Genomic DNA, 16490 nt, shown 5'->3' on the forward strand with positions numbered 1-16490 from the left:
TCTGGCTTGCGTGCGGCAGGCACGAAAGCGCACGTACAAGACCCGGGGCTGCGGCAGGCCGAACCCAAGTACTTCGTTACCTTACCTAACTCTTGACGCTTTCTTGACGCTTGAGGGGGCAAGATCGAACGTCCGTCCCCGCCTGAACCCGACTCCGCGTCAAGGGGTACCGGGCCCTGCGCCTATGGTTGCTCCAGCACTCCAGTACCGCCTGCCGCTCGCGTTAGGACAGCAAGGACAGCGATGCCCCCCAACACCACCGCGTCATCGGGTCAGCAGCCCGGCAAGTCCGGCAGGAAGAAGGGGCGAAAAGCCCGACTGGTCGTGCTCGTTCTGGTTCTGGCCATCATCGGCGGTATCGCCTACGGGGCGTACTGGTCCATCAGCACGGTCCGCGCCTCGTTCCCCCAGACCAAGGGTTCCATCACGCTCGAGGGCCTGTCGGGGCCGGTGGACGTCAAGCGCGACGGCAACGGCATCCCGCAGATCTACGCGGCGTCCCCCGAGGACCTGTTCATGGCGCAGGGCTTCGTCCAGGCGCAGGACCGGTTCTACGAGATGGACGTGCGCCGGCACATGACCTCCGGGCGCCTGTCGGAGATGTTCGGCGCGAGCCAGGTCAAGAACGACGAGTTCCTGCGCACCCTGGGCTGGGACCGGGTCGCCCAGGAGGAGTACGACAAGAAGCTGTCTGCCTCCACCAAGAAGTACCTCCAGGCGTACGCCAAGGGGGTCAACGCCTACCTCAAGGGCAAGGACGCCGAGGACATCTCCCTGGAGTACGCGGCCCTGGGCTTCACCAACGACTACAAGCCGACCGAGTGGACACCCGTCGACTCCGTCTCCTGGCTGAAGGCGATGGCCTGGGACCTGCGCGGCAACATGCAGGACGAGATCGACCGCGCCCTGATGGCCAGCCGCCTCGGCCCCAAGCAGATCAAGGACCTGTACCCCGACTACCCGTACAGCCGCAACAAGGCGATAATCACGGAGGGCCAGTACAGCGCGCTCACCAAGTCGTTCGAGGCGAGCGGCGGCTCGAGCGGCACCGGCACCTCGGCGGGCACGACGGGATCCACCGGATCCACCGGCACCTCGACGGGGACGACCGGCACCAGGGGCACCAAGGGGACGACCCGTACGACGGGCGCGACCGGCGGATCCGGCTCGACCGGTTCCGGCTCGGGCCTGCAGGGTCAGCTGATGGGCCTGCACGACGTCATGGAGAACCTGCCCACGGCCGTCGGCGTGAACGGCAACGGCATCGGCTCCAACTCCTGGGTGGTGGCCGGGAAGTACACCATCACCGGCAAGCCGCTCCTGGCCAACGACCCGCATCTGTCGGCCTCGCTGCCGTCGGTCTGGTACCAGATGGGCCTGCACTGCCGCGCCGTCTCCAGCTCGTGCCCGTACGACGTGACCGGCTACACCTTCGCGGGCATGCCGGGCGTGGTGATCGGCCACAACCAGACCATCGCCTGGGGCATGACCAATTCCGGGGTCGACGTCACCGATCTGTACCTGGAGAAGCTCAGCGGTGACGGCTATCTGCGTGACAACAAGACCGTGCCCTTCAAGAGCCGCGAGGAGACCATCAAGGTCACCGGCGGCGCGTCCAAGACGATCGTCGTCCGTGAGACCAACAACGGCCCCCTGCTGTCCGACCGCGACGACGAGCTCGTGAAGGTCGGCAAGAAGGCCCAGGTGAACAGCGCGGCGCCGGACCGCGGCGACGGCTACGCCATCGCCCTGAAGTGGACCGCGCTGGAGCCGGGCACCACCATGGACTCCGTCTTCGCCATCGACAGGGCGAAGAACTGGAGCGACTTCCGCGCCGCGGCCGCGCTCTTCGACGTGCCCTCGCAGAACCTGATCTACGCCGACACCGGCGACAACATCGGTTACACGCTGCCGGGCCGCATCCCCGCGCGCGCGAAGAACGACGACGGTTCAGTCCCGGCCCCGGGCTGGGACTCCAGGTACGACTGGACCGGTTACCTCAAGCAGGACGAGCTGCCCTACGAGTACAACCCCAAGCGCGGCTACATCGTCACCGCCAACCAGGCCGTCGTCGACCCGGACAAGTACCCCTACACGCTCACCACGGACTGGGGCTACGGCACCCGCAGCCAGCGGATCACCGACCTGATCCAGTCGAAGATCGACGGCGGCGGCAAGATCTCCACCGAGGACCTGCGCCAGATGCAGCTGGACAGCAGCAGCGAGATCGCCAAGCTGCTCGTGCCCAAGCTGCTGAAGATCGACATCGGGGACAAGGACGTCCGCCAGGCGCAGAAGCTGCTCGAGGGGTGGGACTACACCCAGGACGCCGACTCGGCGGCGGCCGCCTACTTCAACGCGGTCTGGCGCAACATCCTCAAGCTGGCCTTCGGCAACAAGCTGCCCAAGGAACTGCGCGTCAAGGGGCAGTGCCTGTGGGTCGCACCCGCCGACAACACCGGCCCGGTGGACGAGGCCAAGCCGGTGCGCGAGTGCGGTGAGCGGGACGCCGACCAGGCCCAGCCGGACGGCGGCGACCGCTGGTTCGAGGTGGTCCGCACCCTCGTGGACCAGCCGGACAGCGACTGGTGGAAGACGCCGGCCTCGGGCACCCGGCCCAAGGCCGACAACCGGGACGAGCTGTTCAAGCGCGCCATGATCGACGCGCGCTGGGAGCTGACCGCCAAGCTCGGCAAGGACATCGACACCTGGAGCTGGGGCCGCCTGCACCGGCTGTTCCTGAAGAACCAGACCCTGGGCACCGACGGGCCGGGCTTCCTGAAGTACGTCCTCAACCGCGGCCCCTGGAAGCTCAGCGGCGGTGAGGCCACGGTCAACGCCTCGGGGTGGAACGCCGCAGGCGGGTACGGCGTCGTGTGGGTGCCCTCGATGCGGATGGTGGTCAACCTCGCCGACCTCGACAAGTCCAGGTGGATCAACCTGACGGGTGCCTCCGGGCACGCCTTCAGCGCCCACTACACGGACCAGACGGACATGTGGGCCAAGGGCGAGCTGCTGTCGTGGTCCTTCTCGGCGAACGCGGTCGACAAGAGCACGAGCGACACGCTGGTCCTGAAGCCCTGAGCGGGCCGACCGCACCTTTGCCGAAGGGCCCTGCACGCGCGCGTGCAGGGCCCTTCGGCGCATGACCGCGAGGTCAGCCGTCGTCCGGGTGGTCCGTGAAGCGGCGCACCCCCGACGGCGTCACCACCACGTGCACCGGCCGGTCGTGCGGTTCCTCAGGCACCCGTTCGACGACCTCGGAGTCGTACAGGAGCATCACGAGCGCGGGATGTGCGCCCGCGTCCGCCAGCCGCGCCAGGACCCGGTCGTACGACCCGCCGCCGCGCCCCAGCCGCATGCCGCGCGCATCCACGGCGAGCCCCGGCAGCAGAACGACGTCGGCGGCCGTCACCGCGTCCGGGCCGAGATGCTCGCCGATGGGTTCGAACAGCGCCATTTTCCCGCCGTGTTGCACGCGTCCGAGGGAGCCCTCCCCGGTGTACGCGCCCCAGTCCAGGTCGTGGTCCGGCAGCAGTACCGGGAGCAGGACGCGCACGCCCCGCGCGTGCAGCGCGTCGAGCAGGGCGAGCGTTCCCGGTTCGCTCTCGACGGAGACGTACGCGGCGACCGTGCGTGCCCGTGCCAGCTCGGGCAGCCCCAGGGCGCGCTCGGCGAGCGCGGTCGCGGCCTCCCGCACGTCGTCCACGGTCAACCTGTTCCTCACCGCGAGGAAGCCTCGCCGCAACATCCGCTTGTCAGGCTCGGCCGCGCGTCCGATGTGACTCAAGGTCGTTCCGTTTCCTTCGGTATGTGCTGTATGTGCTGTATGTGCCCGTATACACGCCCATAGCCCAATTAACCGGAGTGACAGATTCACCGCAAAGGCAACGGATAGGGTTGCGTTCATGACTCAGTCGCACTTCCGGATCAGCAAGGCTGTCATCCCCGCAGCAGGCTTGGGCACCCGGTTCCTGCCGGCCACCAAGGCCACTCCCAAGGAGATGCTGCCGGTCGTGGACAAGCCGGCGATCCAGTACGTGGTCGAGGAGGCCGTCGCCGCGGGTCTGGACGACGTCCTCATGGTCACGGGCCGCAACAAACGGCCTCTGGAGGACCACTTCGACCGTAACTACGAGCTGGAGTCGGCCCTGGAGAAGAAGGGCGACGGCAAGCGGCTCGCCAAGGTCAGGGAGTCCAGCGACCTCGCGACCATGCACTACGTCCGCCAGGGCGACCCCAGAGGTCTGGGACACGCCGTGCTCTGCGCGGCCCCGCACGTCGGCCACGAGCCCTTCGCCGTCCTCCTCGGCGACGACCTGATCGACCCGCGCGACCCGCTGCTCCGGCGGATGATCGAGGTCCAGGAGCAGTACGGCGGGAGCGTCGTCGCGCTCATGGAGGTCGCGCCCGAGCAGATCCACCTCTACGGCTGCGCGGCCGTGGCGACCACCGAGGACAGCGACGTCGTCCAGGTGACCGGCCTGGTCGAGAAGCCGGACGCGGCGGAGGCCCCCTCGAACTACGCCATCATCGGCCGGTACGTCCTCGACCCGCACATCTTCGGCATCCTGCGCACCACCGAGCCGGGCCGCGGCGGCGAGATCCAGCTCACCGACGCCCTGCAGCAACTCGCGCAGGCGCACGCCTCGGCGACCACCGCCGAGGAGAGGACCGGCGGCCCGGTGCACGGCGTCGTCTTCAAGGGCCGCCGCTATGACACCGGTGACCGTGGCGACTACCTGCGTGCCATTGTCAGACTCGCGTGCGAACGTGAAGACTTGGGCCCGGACTTCCGGACCTGGCTTCAGAAGTACGTAGCCGAGGAGATGTAACGACGTTGAGCAGCGCCGTGACCCGCACCGCCGACCCGGACCACCTGTGGTCGGTGGACGAGCACCTGGAGGACATCCTCACCACCGTCCACCCCCTGGAACCCATCGAGCTGAACCTGCTCGACGCCCAGGGCTGCGTCCTGGTCGACGACGTCACGGTGCCGGTCTCCCTGCCGCCGTTCGACAACAGCTCCATGGACGGGTACGCGGTGCGGGTCACGGACGTCGCGGGCGCGAGCGAGGAGTTCCCGGCCGTCCTCGAGGTCGTCGGGGACGTCGCGGCCGGTGCGGCCCATGCGGTCCGGGTGGGGCCGGGGCAGGCCGTCCGCATCATGACCGGCGCCCCGCTGCCGCCGGGCGCGGAGACCGTCGTCCCGGTGGAGTGGACGGACGGCGGCCTCGGCGAGGGCCCGGTCAGCGGGATGCGCGCCCGCAGCCTGTCCCCGGAGGGCGCCAGTGGGCACGTGCGCGTGCACCGGCCGGCCGAGGCACGCGCGCATGTGCGGGCCGAGGGCAGCGACGTGCGGGCCGGCGACCGCGCCCTCGAGGCCGGGACCGTCCTCGGGCCACCGCAGATCGCGCTGCTCGCCGCGATCGGGCGCGGCACGGTCCGGGTGCGCCCGCGCCCGCGTGTGGTGGTGCTGTCCACCGGCAGCGAGCTGGTCCAGCCGGACGAGCAGCTCGGCCGGGGCCAGATCTACGACTCCAACAGCTTCGCGCTGACCGCGGCCGCCCGGGACGCCGGCGCGATCGCCTACCGGGTGGGCGCGGTCGCCGACGACGCGGAGACCCTGCGGTCCACCATCGAGGACCAGCTGGTCCGGGCCGACCTGATGGTCACCACCGGCGGAGTGAGCGTCGGGGCGTACGACGTCGTCAAGGAGGCGCTGTCGCACGTCGGCGACGAGGACGAGGCGGGCAGCGGCGTGGAGTTCCGCAAGCTCGCCATGCAGCCCGGCAAGCCCCAGGGCTTCGGCGTCGTCGGCCCCGACCACATCCCGCTGCTGGCCCTGCCCGGCAACCCGGTCTCCTCGTACGTCTCCTTCGAACTGTTCGTCCGCCCCGCCATCCGCGCCCTGATGGGCCTGGCGGACCTCCACCGCCCGAGGGCCCGGGCGGCCCTGGTCGCGGACAAGGCGCTGAGCTCGCCGAAGGGGCGCCGGCAGTTCCTGCGCGGGAAGTACGCCGACGGTGAGGTGACGCCCGTCGGCGGCGCCGGATCCCATCTGGTCGCGGCCCTCGCGCACGCCGACGCGCTGATCGTCGTCCCCGAGGGCGCCGAGTCCGTCGAGCCGGGCACCGAGGTCGAGGTGGTCCTGCTCGGCTGAGCGCCCCTGGTTGGCGGTACCGTGTCGCGCACAGCAGGCCCGTGCGCCGCACCGCGACGGGCCCCCGGACCGGGAGCGCCACACCATGAGTACGCAGGACCGACTGACGCACCTCGACGACGCGGGCGCGGCCCGCATGGTCGACGTATCCGGCAAGGACGTGACCGCGCGCACCGCCCGCGCCAGCGGCCGCGTCCTGGTCTCCCCCCGCGTGGTCGAGCTGCTGCGCGGGGAAGGGGTCCCGAAGGGCGACGCCCTCGCCACCGCGCGGATCGCGGGCATCATGGGCGCCAAGCGCACCCCGGACCTGATCCCGCTGTGCCACCCGCTGTCGCTGTCGGGTGTGAAACTGGATCTGTCGGTCGCGGACGACGCCGTGGAGATCCTCGCCACCGTGAAGACGACGGACCGCACGGGCGTGGAGATGGAGGCGCTCACCGCGGTCTCCGTCGCCGCGCTCACCGTGATCGACATGGTGAAGGCGGTCGACAAGGGGGCGGTCATCACGGACGTACGGGTGGAGGAGAAGACGGGCGGCAAGTCGGGCGACTGGAGCCGGACGTGACACGGGACGACTCGATCGGCGGCGCGCCGGGCGCGCCCTACCGCGCGCTCGTGGTGACCGCGTCCAACCGGGCCGCCGCGGGCGTCTACGCGGACAAGGGCGGTCCGCTGATCGCCGACGGACTCAGGCGCTGCGGGTTCGCCGTCGACGGGCCCCAGGTCGTCCCCGACGGCGACCCGGTGGAGGCCGCGCTGCGTGCCGCGGTCGGGGCCGGGTACGACGTCGTTGTCACCACCGGCGGCACCGGCATCTCACCCACCGACCGCACCCCCGAGGCGACCCGCCGCGTGATCGACCGCGAGGTGCCGGGCATTGCGGAGGCCATCAGGGCGTTCGGACTGCAGAAGGTGCCGACCGCCGCGCTCTCCCGGGGGCTGGCCGGCGTGGCCGCACGGACGCTGATCGTGAACCTGCCGGGCTCCACCGGCGGGGTACGGGACGGACTGGCCGTCCTGGAGCCCTTGTTGACGCACGCCGTCGACCAGCTCCGGGGCGGCGACCACCCCGGGCCCGGCGACGCGACGGCGCACGTCGGCGAGGACCACTCCAGACGTGGGGGTGCGAGCTGAACAGCCCATCCTGGCCCGTCGTGCTCGCGGAGGGCGATGTCGTCCTCCGGCCGATAAGGCTGCGCGACCAGCGCGTCTGGCGCGAGGTGAACCGGCGCAACCGGGACTGGCTCAGGCCCTGGGAGGCGACCATTCCGCCGCCCACGCCGACCGGTCCGATCGCGCACCGGCCGACCTACCGCCAGATGGTCCGGTACCTGCGCTCCGAGGCGCACGCGGGCCGGATGCTGCCGTTCGTCATCGAGTACGAGGGCCAGGTGGTCGGACAGTTGACGGTCGCCGGGATCACCTGGGGCTCGATGTGCTCCGGGCACATCGGTTACTGGGTGGACCAGGCGGTGGCCGGCCGCGGGGTCATGCCGACGGCCGTGGCGCTCGTCGTGGACCACTGTTTCCGCACGGTCGGACTGCACCGCATCGAGGTCTGCATTCGCCCGGAGAACCGGCCGAGCCGCCGGGTCGTGGAGAAACTCGGATTCCGCGAGGAGGGCCTCAGGCCGCGTTATCTGCACATCGACGGGGCCTGGCGCGATCACCTGGTCTTCGCGCTCACCGCGGAGGAGGTGCCGGACGGCCTGCTGAGCCGCTGGCGGCGGACGCGGGCGCAGCGGGCGCGCAGCACGCCCTCCGCCCAGCCGGACCCGGCCGCCACCGAGTACGGCGGCACCCGCGACCGGCAGAACACCGGCGGGAATCCCGCGCAGCCCGGAAATTGAATACATGTTCGAAATTGGCGGCCACGCATCTGCGCGTGATCGTCTCGGGTGCATTGAATTCGCAACCTTGACGGCCTGCTGATCGCATGGGTCACAAAAAAAGTTCGAAATATCAGCCAGATCGTGCGACACACCGGCCCAATTGGCAGATGGCCTCACGCAAACCCCTCTACCGTGTGAGGCGTGAGCAGCAGCGGCCTCATCTACGCAGTCATTGTCGGGGCCTGGGCCGCCTACTTGGTGCCGATGTGGCTCCGTAGGCAGGACGAGCTGAATGAGGCCCGTCCGACGGAACGCTTCAGCACGGCCATCCGGTTGCTGTCCGGACGGGCGGGAATGGAGCGCCGGTACGCCAGGGACCTGCGGGCGCGCTCCGCCGAGGAGGGGGAGCCGGACGCCGGGGAACCGGACGTCGTCACCGACTCGGTGGACGTCCGGGCCTTCGCCGTGCCGCCGACCCGTCCGCAGGTGCGCGAGCGGGTACCGGCCCAGGCGCAGGACCGGGACCAGGTGCCCGACCGGGCTCCGGCACCGGACCGGCCGGAGGCGGTGGGCGACCCGGCGGGCAGGCCGGCGGCGAGGGTCCCGGCCCCGGCGTCCGGGTCCGCCGAGCCCCCCGTGCCACCGGAGCGCAAGCGGGTGCCCGCCGCCCGGCGTGCGCCCGGCGCAGAGGCGGCCGCGGCGCGCGCCCAGCGCTCGAAGGTGCTCGCGCGCCGCAGGCGCACCACCGTCATGCTCTTCCTCACCTTCACCCTGGGGGCGATCGTCGCGGCCGTCGGCGGCCTCGCGTTCCTGTGGGCACCGGGCGTACCGGCCGTGCTGCTCAGCGCGTACATCGCCTATCTGCGGGCCCAGGAGCGCCGTCGCTTCGCCTTCCACATGGACCGCCGCCGTGCCGAGGCCGCCGCGCAGCGGCTGCGCGAAGGCGAGCGCCCACCGCGCCGCCGTGCCCCGGCGGACCCCGCCGCTTACGCGCCGGACGCGGTACCCGAGACGGAGTCGGACCCGGGGCTGTCCGCGCTCGCCGCCGACCGGCGCGCCCTGGTGGAGCAGACCGACCACGCCGAGTGGGTCGATCAGCAGCGCGAGCGGCAGCGCCGTCCCGGGCACGGCGACAGCTGGGACCCGGTGCCGGTGCCGCTGCCGACGTACGTGACCGCGCCGGTCGCTCCGCGGGCCACCTCCGACGTGGACCTCGGGGCACCGGACGCCTGGAGCTCGGCACGGTCCAGCGCCGCCGTGCCGGAGCAGGAGCCGGCCGCCGCCGCGCGGGACGGGGCGGCGGCGGAGCCGCCGTCGCACCCGGGCGCGGAGGACCGGCCGGCCGCGGGCGACCGGAGCGACGCCCGGCGCGCCGCCTCGGCCCGCCGCTCGCGCGAGCGCGGCCGGACGCCGCTGTTCGATCAGTACGAGGACGGGGACCGGCCCCGGGCGGCCAACGAGTAGTCCCGCGAGCCCTGCGGACGCCGCCTCAGAGCCCGCCGCTGACCAGCCCGGGAACGGATTTCCAACCACCCGGACGGGGATGCTAGAGTTTCACTCGTTGCAAGGGCCTGTGGCGCAGTCCGGTAGCGCACCTCGTTCGCATCGAGGGGGCCAGGGGTTCAAATCCCCTCAGGTCCACGCAGCTCGAAGCCCCCGTCGGGACAACTGACGGGGGCTTCGACATGTTTGGCTACAGCTTCTTGGCGAAGCACCGGCTCTCCTCGTAGAGGCGGTAGTAGCCGAACTTGGTGCACGGCTCGTAGCCGCTGGAGGTGTACAGGGCTATGGCCTCCGGCTGCTTGGTGCCCGTCTCCAGGACCATGCGGACCCGGCCCGCGGCGCGGGCGTCCTCCTCCAGCGCGGCCAGCAGCCACCGGGCCAGGCCGCGGCCGCGCATCTCCTCGACCACGTACATGCGCTTGAGCTCGGCGTCCCCGTCCTCGTTGCCCTCGTCGTTCCTGTCCTGGCTGCGCCAGCCACCGGTGGCCACGGGGGCGCCGTTCTCGTCGTACGCGATCAGGTAGACGCCGTTCGGCGGCCTGAAGTCCGCCGGATCCAGGAGGGTGGCGTCGCCGCCGTCGCCGTAGCGCAGGTGGTACTCGGCCTGAACCTGGTCGTTGAGCTTGACGGCATCGGGGTGGTCGAAGGGCACAGGGCGGATGTTCATGTGGTGAACCGTATAGCAATGCAGTGACGGGTGGGACCCCGGTCGGACGGAGAAGTTCCCGTCCAGTGTGCAGGTAAGGTGCCCGGGTGCTCACTGTGACGTCTGCCAATGTGAACGGGCTGCGTGCCGCCGCGAAGAAGGGCTTCGTGGAGTGGCTGGCGGACACCTCCGCCGACGTGCTCTGCCTGCAGGAGGTGCGTGCCGAGCCGCACCAGCTGCCCGAGCACGTGCGCACGCCCGACGGCTGGCACGTCGTGCACGCCCCGGCCGCCGCCAAGGGCCGGGCCGGCGTCTCCCTCTACACGCGCCGCGAGCCCGACCGCGTCCAGGTCGGCTTCGGGTCGGCCGAGTTCGACGCCGCCGGGCGGTACGTCGAGGCCGACCTGCCCGGCGTCACGGTGGCCAGCCTGTACCTGCCCTCCGGCGAGGTCGGCACCGAGCGGCAGGACGAGAAGCTCCGCTTCATGGGTGAGTTCCTCGCCCACCTCAAGGAACTGCGCGAGCGCTGCGCGGCCGAGGGCCGCGAGGTCCTCGTCTGCGGCGACTGGAACATCGCCCACCAGCAGGCCGACCTGAAGAACTGGCGCGCCAACACGAAGAACTCCGGCTTCCTGCCCGAGGAACGCGAGTGGCTCGGCGGGGTCCTCGCCCCGGCCGTGGGCGGCTACGTCGACGTCGTCCGCGCCCTGCACCCGGACGTCGACGGGCCGTACACGTGGTGGTCGTACCGAGGGCGGGCCTTCGACAACGACAGCGGCTGGCGCATCGACTACCAGATGGCCACGCCCGGCCTCGCGGCCAGGGCGGTCAAGGGGTACGTCGAGCGCGCGGCCACGCACGCCGAGCGCTGGTCGGACCACGCGCCGGTGACCGTGGTCTACGACCTCCGGCTCCGGTAGCCCCGGGCCGCCCCCCGGCCTCGTCGCCTGCCGCGGTCGCCGCACTCGGGGCCGCGCGCTCCGGGGCCGCGCGCTCCGGGGCCGCGCGCTCCGGGACCGCGCACTCCGGGACCGCGCACTCCGGGATTGCCGCGCCCTTCGCGGCCGCCGTGCGCCGTGACCGCGCACTGGGTGACGGGTGTACGCCGTGGCCGCAGCACCCGGCGACCGCGTACGCTGCCGCCGTTGTGCGCCGCGACCCGGTCCTTCCCATGTCGTCCGTGTTCGGTGGCGCCGTCTGTGCGGTGAGTTGAGGCGTCGCGGATGAGAGTGAGAGCGGCGCTTGGCAACCCCGAACGTTTGTTGTAGGCCCTTTCCGGCCAATTCCGCGAATGCGCCAAATGGCGTGGACCGGTCTTCCCCGCATGCCTTGTACTGGAGGGGCTGATCGGTCGGCAGCATGTTCGCGGGGAGCACGGGGGAGGTCCGCTCATGGCGGAAGAGGCCACGCATCACTGGATCCTGGTGCTGGACGTCGAGAACTTCAGTTCGCGCCGCGACCCCGTGCAACGGCGGGTCCGGGCCGCGATGTACCGCGTTCTCGCCGGAGCCGTGGAGCGGGCCGGCCTCGCGGAGGCGGACACGGTGTCCGAGGACCGGGGCGACGGGGTGCTGATGCTCGTCAGGTCGTCCGTGTCTCCGGTCCTGCTCGCCGGGCCCCTGGTGCGCGAACTGGACGTGGAACTCGGCGAGTACGCGCAGGAGTCGAACGCGGAGCACGCCGTGCGGCTGCGTGCGGCCCTGCACCAGGGGCTCGCGGCGCGCGACGACCACGGCTGGTCGGGCGACGCGGTCAACACGGCCTGCCGCCTGGTGGACGCCCAGCCCCTGCGGGACGTGCTGACCGCCGCCCCCTCGGCGCGGATGGTGTTCGCCGTCTCCGCCGAGGTGTACGCGGGCGTGATCAGACACGGTCACCGCGGCATCGACCCCGCCGCCTACCTGCCCTGCGACTTCACCACCAAGCACGGCGAGACGATCAGCAGCTGGATCACCGTCCCCGGATACCCGGCCCCTCCGGGCCTGCCGCCCGCGGCCCCCGCAGGGCCGCCGGACGCTCCGGCCCCGGCCCACCCGGGTGACGGCGGGCCACCGGCCGGCCAGGACGGGCAGGCCTGCGCCCCGGCTCACGAGGACCGGCCGGCCGCTCCCGCTCACGGAAGCGGCGCGGACACCCCCGCTCACGGAAGCGGCGCGGACGCCGCGGCTCGCGGAGGCAGCGCCAACGCCCCGGTTCACGGAGGCGGCCCGAACGCCGCGGCCGCCCGTCCCTCCGTCACGCAGCACGCCCAGACCGTGCAGGGCGACCAGGTCGCCGGGGACAAACACGTCACCGTCCACACCACCGGGAGCGTGCGGCCGTGACGGCAGTCGCGGCCGGAGGGTCCCCGGCCGCCGGTGATCCAGGGGGGAGCCGGCCGGCGGCCGGGTCGGGGGGACCCGCGGCGGGCGGAGCGGGCAACGCGCCCAATCCGCCCGCCCCGGGTCCCGGCCCGGAACAGGCCAAGGACGCCCCCGACGGCGCGCCCCAAGGATCCAAGTCCCCCGCCGCCGCGGAGGAGGCGGCCGCCCAGCAGCAGGCGCCGCAGTCCGGCCCCGGCGCCGAGTCCTACGAGGCGACCGGCCAGCTGGGCCAGGGATCCCAGCGCCGGGGCCACCTGCAGAACGCCGTCGCCAACGTCGAGGGCGACATGGTCGGCGGGGACAAGTACGTGGTGCTGCTGGGCGGCCGGAGACGGAAGTTGCGCGCGTTGTCCCCGCTCATCGCCGAACGTGTCCGGTTCGCCTACTGCGCCCCCGCCGCCCTGTCCGACGCCCGGGAGGCGCTCGCCCGCCAGCGGGTGCTGATCCTGCGCGGCACCGCGGGGTACGGCAAGTCGGCGATGGCCGTACGGCTGCTGCTCGGGGCCTGCCGGGGCACCCTCTATCATCTGGACAGCGGAGTCGACTTCGCCTCCCTGGCCGAGCAGTTGGAGAACGACGGCGGGGTCATCGAGCGCGGCGCCGGATTCCTGCTGGAGCGGCCCGACGACATCGCCAATCTCGGCCGGGAGACCTACGACAAGGTGCAGGCCGCGCTCTCGCAGGCGGACGCCTGGATGGTGGTCACGGCGACGACGGGCGAGCTGACCGACGGCGAACTGCTGGCCGGCGTGAAGGACCTGAGGGACGCCCCGCAGCCCCTGGAGGTCGTCCGCGCGCACCTGCGCTGGCGGCTCGGGGAGCGCGACGCCGACCGGCTGCTGGCCCGCGAGGACGTGCGGGACGTCATCACCGAGCTGCTCGGCGGCCTCCCGGCCTGCCGGCAGGCCGGCGATCTCGCCGCCGCCCTGAGCGAACAGTACGACCTGCACGGCAGCATCGACCTGGACCGGCTGCGCGAACACCGGGCCCGGCTGGAGGCGGAGGACTTCGAGATCTGGGCCGAGGGCCTGCCGGACCCCGGGGCACGCAGCTTCGCGCTCGCCCTCGCCGTGCTCAACGGGCTGCCGCAGGAGGACGTGGCCCAGGCCGCGCGCTCCCTGCGCGACCGGCTCGAGGACGACGGCCCGTACCTGCGGTCCACCGGGCCCGACGGGCGCGTCGTACGCTCCAAGGACCCCTTCGAGACGCCGCTGCGCCGGCAGTTGCCCCGACTGCGCGCCAGGGAGCGCGGCAAGCCCGGCGGGGAGCCCGGCACGATCCTGGAGTACAAGGACCCCGACTACGCGCGCCGGGTCATCCTGCACGCCTGGACCCAGTACGGGATCCAGGAAGAACTGCTCGACTGGCTGGGCGAGTTGGTGGTCCACCCTTCGGAGCAGGTGCGTGTGTACGCGGCGGCCTCCGGGCTCGGGGTGCTGGCCGCCGAGTCCTACCGGCACATCGAGCGCCGGGTCCTGGGGCCCTGGGCGCACAGCGACAGCGCGCTGCGCCGCACCGCGGTGGCCTACGCGCTCTCCGTCGCCTGCCAGAACCCGTGGGTGCGCGAGCAGGCGACCGCGCTCGTGCAGGGGTGGTACGCGGAGGAACGGCCCGTGGCCCAGGCGGCCGCCGCCCGGGTGCACGGCCTGGGGGCGGTGTCGGACCGGCCCGTCGAGGAACTGGCCCGCCTGTTCGCCGTCGACAGCGTGACCGTGGCGGTGGCCGTGGGCTGTGCGCTGGCCGATCTCGTGGCCGACGACGCCGACGTGACCGGATCCGTGCTGTCCGTTCTGCGGGCGAAGTCCGAAGAGCACCGCTCCGGCCGTGCGGCGCTGCTCGCCTTCCTGATCGTCGCCGCCCAGGTGGTCGTCGAGACGAAGGACCTCAAGGACGCGGGGGCCGACGCCACGGTGCCCGAGTGGCCCACACTGCTGCACCTGGCCCACTGGCGGCACGAACTGCGCGATCCCTTCGTCCGGTTGTGGCGCGGCGCGCTGAACGAGTCCTTCTTCCACGACGAGGCGGAACAGGTCATCGGCGGCTGGGCGAAGCTGGCCGAGCGGGACTCCGAGCTGAGGGAGATGTTCCGCCTGCTGGTCGGAGCCATCGCCCACCAGGACACGCGCTCGGGCCGGATCCTGCGCGGCTGCGCCGACTCCTGGATCCGCCCGGACCGGATCGTCCAACTGCCGCTGACGGCCGCAGTGGTGCATGCGCAGCTCGACCTGGAAAGGGTGTGAAATGACCGTCTCCCTCATCCTCAACGACCGGGTGATCGCCCGCGGCCGGGTGGGCGACCTGCCCGACCTGCCGCCCGCGGTCGCGATCGTCTATCCGGTGGAGGGCCGCCCCTTCGAGGTGGAGACCGTCCGTACGTTCGGCCAGCGCTGGTTCGGCGGGGGCCGTCCCTGCCACGTCGTCGACCTCAGCGACCACCGGCGCCAGGCCGCCGTCACCCGGACTCCGCTGACCTGCAAGGACGGCGGCCACCGGTTCCGGGCGACGATCGACGTCGGCTTCCGGGTGCACGACCCGGCACTGGTGGTGGCCAAGAACGTGCGGGACGCGCTGCCCGTCGTCTACGGCTATCTCACGGACCGGATCCGGCTGTGCGCCGCGCAGTTCGCCATCACCGAGGCCATGGCGGCGCAGCTGCGGATCAACCAGGAGCTGGCCGGGGAGATACGGCTGCCCGAGGGCGTCACCATCTACCACTGCAAGGTCCAGATGGAGCCCGACGACGCGGCCGCCCGCCACATCCAGGAACTGGCCGAGGCGCAGCGGCGGGCCCGGCTGAGCGTGCACGCCCACGAGGCGAGGGTGGGCGAGGCCCGGTCCGACGAGTACGTCGAGGACATCAGGGCCGAGGGCCGCAGACGCCGGCAGGAGGCGGAGCGCGCCGTACTGAGCGGCACCCGGCTCGACTTCGAGAGCCTCATCCGGGAGCACCTGGTCCGTCACCCCGACGAGACCGTGCACGCGCTGGAACTGCTGGCGCGGGTCAGGGAGGCCGAGGCCACCCAGCACGAGCTGCGCGACGAGCGGCACGCCGCGATGGTCAAGTACCTGATCGAGCAGGGCGTGGTGCGCGAGGTCGACCTGCCGGGGCTGCGCCAGGGCGTGCTCGGCCCGAGTGCCTCCGGCACCGGGATCGCCGGCGTGCTCGAACGCCCCGACGCCGGCCAGGCCGCGTCCTTCGTCACGGGCACGGCACCGCGGGGCCCGGACTTCTCGGGGGCCCCGCCGGCGGCCGTACAGGGCGACGCGCCCGTGCAGTGGGGTGGCAGCACCCCCGCCCCCGTGGCCGCGCCGCCGAGCGGACTCGTCCCGGTCTACGTGGTCCTGGACACCTCGACGGCCGCGGCCGGCTGCATCACCGACCTGGGCAACGCCTTGCGCTCGGTGCAGACGCTGCTGGCCAACAGCCCCGACGTGGCCGCGGCCGTACGGCTGTCGGTGATCACGTACGCGGACGGCGCCGATGTGGTGCTGCCGCTCACCGAGGTGTCCTGGCGCACCGGCGTACCCGGGCTGAGCACGGCCCCCGGCTGCCGCTACCGGCCGGTGCTGCGGCGGCTGCACAATCTCGTACCGCTGGAGACCGAGCGGCTCAAGCAACAGGTGCCGCGGGTGCTGCGGCCGGTGGTCTTCTTCCTTGCCGTGGGCCAGGCCGAGGACGACGCCGAATGGCCCGCGGCGCGCGCCGAGTTGATGGCGCACCACTACTTTCCGCACATCGTGGCCTGCGGCATCGGCGAGGGCCGGGTCCGGGCGGTGCAGCGGATGGCCACGCGGCCCGAACTGGGTGTCGTCGCCGTGGAGGGCGCGGACCTGGCTCAGTCGGCGGTGCAGTTCTCCGTGCTGGTGCAGCAGACGCTGCTGCACCTGGGGCGGAGTGCGCTCGCCGGTCGGATGGAACTGCGACTGGAGTGCCCACAGGGCCTCAGGCCCGTCGCGGTCGAGCAGTAAGAGGGGAGAACGGG

13 protein-coding genes and 1 tRNA gene are annotated in these 16490 nt (G+C 72.2%); 12 read left to right on the plus strand and 2 right to left on the minus strand.

Features of this window, described 5'->3' with window-relative positions:
• Positions 1 to 243: 243 nt before the first annotated feature.
• Positions 244 to 3084, plus strand: coding sequence for a penicillin acylase family protein (locus AB0A61_RS12270; RefSeq protein WP_361290207.1), 2841 nt, complete (start codon positions 244 to 246; stop codon positions 3082 to 3084).
• A 73-nt stretch (positions 3085 to 3157) separates the two neighbouring features.
• Here the strand turns inward: AB0A61_RS12270 and AB0A61_RS12275 are convergent, their stop codons facing one another.
• A complete protein-coding gene (locus tag AB0A61_RS12275; RefSeq protein WP_361290806.1) occupies positions 3158 to 3751 on the minus strand; it encodes a 5-formyltetrahydrofolate cyclo-ligase in 594 nt (197 codons plus the stop codon).
• A 157-nt stretch (positions 3752 to 3908) separates the two neighbouring features.
• Between AB0A61_RS12275 and galU the strand changes: the two genes are divergently transcribed.
• The 7 genes from galU to AB0A61_RS12310 all read left to right on the plus strand — a co-directional run bounded on the left by galU (position 3909) and on the right by AB0A61_RS12310 (position 9636).
• On the plus strand, positions 3909 to 4835 hold the full coding sequence (galU, locus tag AB0A61_RS12280; RefSeq protein WP_361290210.1) for a UTP--glucose-1-phosphate uridylyltransferase GalU: 927 nt from the start codon (positions 3909 to 3911) through the stop codon (positions 4833 to 4835).
• A 5-nt stretch (positions 4836 to 4840) separates the two neighbouring features.
• Positions 4841 to 6163, plus strand: coding sequence for a gephyrin-like molybdotransferase Glp (gene glp / locus AB0A61_RS12285; protein WP_361290213.1), 1323 nt, complete (start codon positions 4841 to 4843; stop codon positions 6161 to 6163).
• An 85-nt stretch (positions 6164 to 6248) separates the two neighbouring features.
• On the plus strand, positions 6249 to 6728 hold the full coding sequence (gene moaC, locus AB0A61_RS12290; protein WP_361290216.1) for a cyclic pyranopterin monophosphate synthase MoaC: 480 nt from the start codon (positions 6249 to 6251) through the stop codon (positions 6726 to 6728).
• Entirely contained in the window at positions 6725 to 7297 is a 573-nt protein-coding gene (locus AB0A61_RS12295; RefSeq protein WP_361290219.1) for a MogA/MoaB family molybdenum cofactor biosynthesis protein, read from the plus strand. The genes moaC and AB0A61_RS12295 overlap by 4 nt, the downstream gene beginning before the upstream one ends.
• A gap of 20 nt (positions 7298 to 7317) precedes the next feature.
• Positions 7318 to 8013: a GNAT family protein gene (locus AB0A61_RS12300; protein WP_361290222.1), complete on the plus strand. Its 696-nt coding sequence runs from the start codon at positions 7318 to 7320 to the stop codon at positions 8011 to 8013.
• Positions 8014 to 8196: 183 nt separating this feature from the next.
• Positions 8197 to 9459: a gephyrin-like molybdotransferase receptor GlpR gene (gene glpR, locus AB0A61_RS12305; RefSeq protein ID WP_361290224.1), complete on the plus strand. Its 1263-nt coding sequence runs from the start codon at positions 8197 to 8199 to the stop codon at positions 9457 to 9459.
• 103 nt (positions 9460 to 9562) lie between these two features.
• A tRNA-Ala gene (locus AB0A61_RS12310) sits at positions 9563 to 9636 on the plus strand.
• Positions 9637 to 9688: 52 nt separating this feature from the next.
• Here the strand turns inward: AB0A61_RS12310 and AB0A61_RS12315 are convergent.
• The gene (locus AB0A61_RS12315; RefSeq protein ID WP_361290227.1) at positions 9689 to 10165 is read right to left on the minus strand and encodes a GNAT family N-acetyltransferase; all 477 of its coding nucleotides are present in this window, start codon (positions 10163 to 10165) and stop codon (positions 9689 to 9691) included.
• An 86-nt stretch (positions 10166 to 10251) separates the two neighbouring features.
• On the opposite strand from AB0A61_RS12315, the gene AB0A61_RS12320 reads away from it, so the two are divergent.
• The 4 genes from AB0A61_RS12320 (at position 10252) to AB0A61_RS12335 (ending at position 16476) form a co-directional block, all read left to right on the plus strand.
• A complete protein-coding gene (locus tag AB0A61_RS12320) occupies positions 10252 to 11064 on the plus strand; it encodes an exodeoxyribonuclease III (RefSeq protein ID WP_361290230.1) in 813 nt (270 codons plus the stop codon).
• Between the two features lie 471 nt (positions 11065 to 11535).
• Entirely contained in the window at positions 11536 to 12468 is a 933-nt protein-coding gene (locus tag AB0A61_RS12325) for a hypothetical protein (RefSeq protein ID WP_361290233.1), read from the plus strand.
• A complete protein-coding gene (locus AB0A61_RS12330; protein ID WP_361290236.1) occupies positions 12465 to 14747 on the plus strand; it encodes a hypothetical protein in 2283 nt (760 codons plus the stop codon). Before AB0A61_RS12325 ends, AB0A61_RS12330 begins: the two co-directional genes overlap by 4 nt.
• Before the next feature lies 1 nt (position 14748).
• Entirely contained in the window at positions 14749 to 16476 is a 1728-nt protein-coding gene (locus AB0A61_RS12335; protein ID WP_361290239.1) for a hypothetical protein, read from the plus strand.
• The last annotated feature ends 14 nt before the right edge of the window (positions 16477 to 16490 follow it).

Source organism: Streptomyces sp. NPDC046197 (assembly GCF_040646295.1).
Lineage (GTDB): Bacteria > Actinomycetota > Actinomycetes > Streptomycetales > Streptomycetaceae > Streptomyces.

What these genes read in the sequence shown, in the direction of transcription:
- AB0A61_RS12275 (WP_361290806.1), bottom strand. Translation starts at nt 3,751, where the DNA reads ATGTTGCGGCGAGGCTTCCTCGCGGTGAGGAACAGGTTGACCGTGGAC.
- moaC (WP_361290216.1), top strand. Translation starts at nt 6,249, where the DNA reads ATGAGTACGCAGGACCGACTGACGCACCTCGACGACGCGGGCGCGGCC.
- AB0A61_RS12325 (WP_361290233.1), top strand. Translation starts at nt 11,536, where the DNA reads ATGGCGGAAGAGGCCACGCATCACTGGATCCTGGTGCTGGACGTCGAG.
- AB0A61_RS12270 (WP_361290207.1), top strand. Translation starts at nt 244, where the DNA reads ATGCCCCCCAACACCACCGCGTCATCGGGTCAGCAGCCCGGCAAGTCC.
- galU (WP_361290210.1), top strand. Translation starts at nt 3,909, where the DNA reads ATGACTCAGTCGCACTTCCGGATCAGCAAGGCTGTCATCCCCGCAGCA.
- AB0A61_RS12315 (WP_361290227.1), bottom strand. Translation starts at nt 10,165, where the DNA reads ATGAACATCCGCCCTGTGCCCTTCGACCACCCCGATGCCGTCAAGCTC.
- AB0A61_RS12335 (WP_361290239.1), top strand. Translation starts at nt 14,749, where the DNA reads ATGACCGTCTCCCTCATCCTCAACGACCGGGTGATCGCCCGCGGCCGG.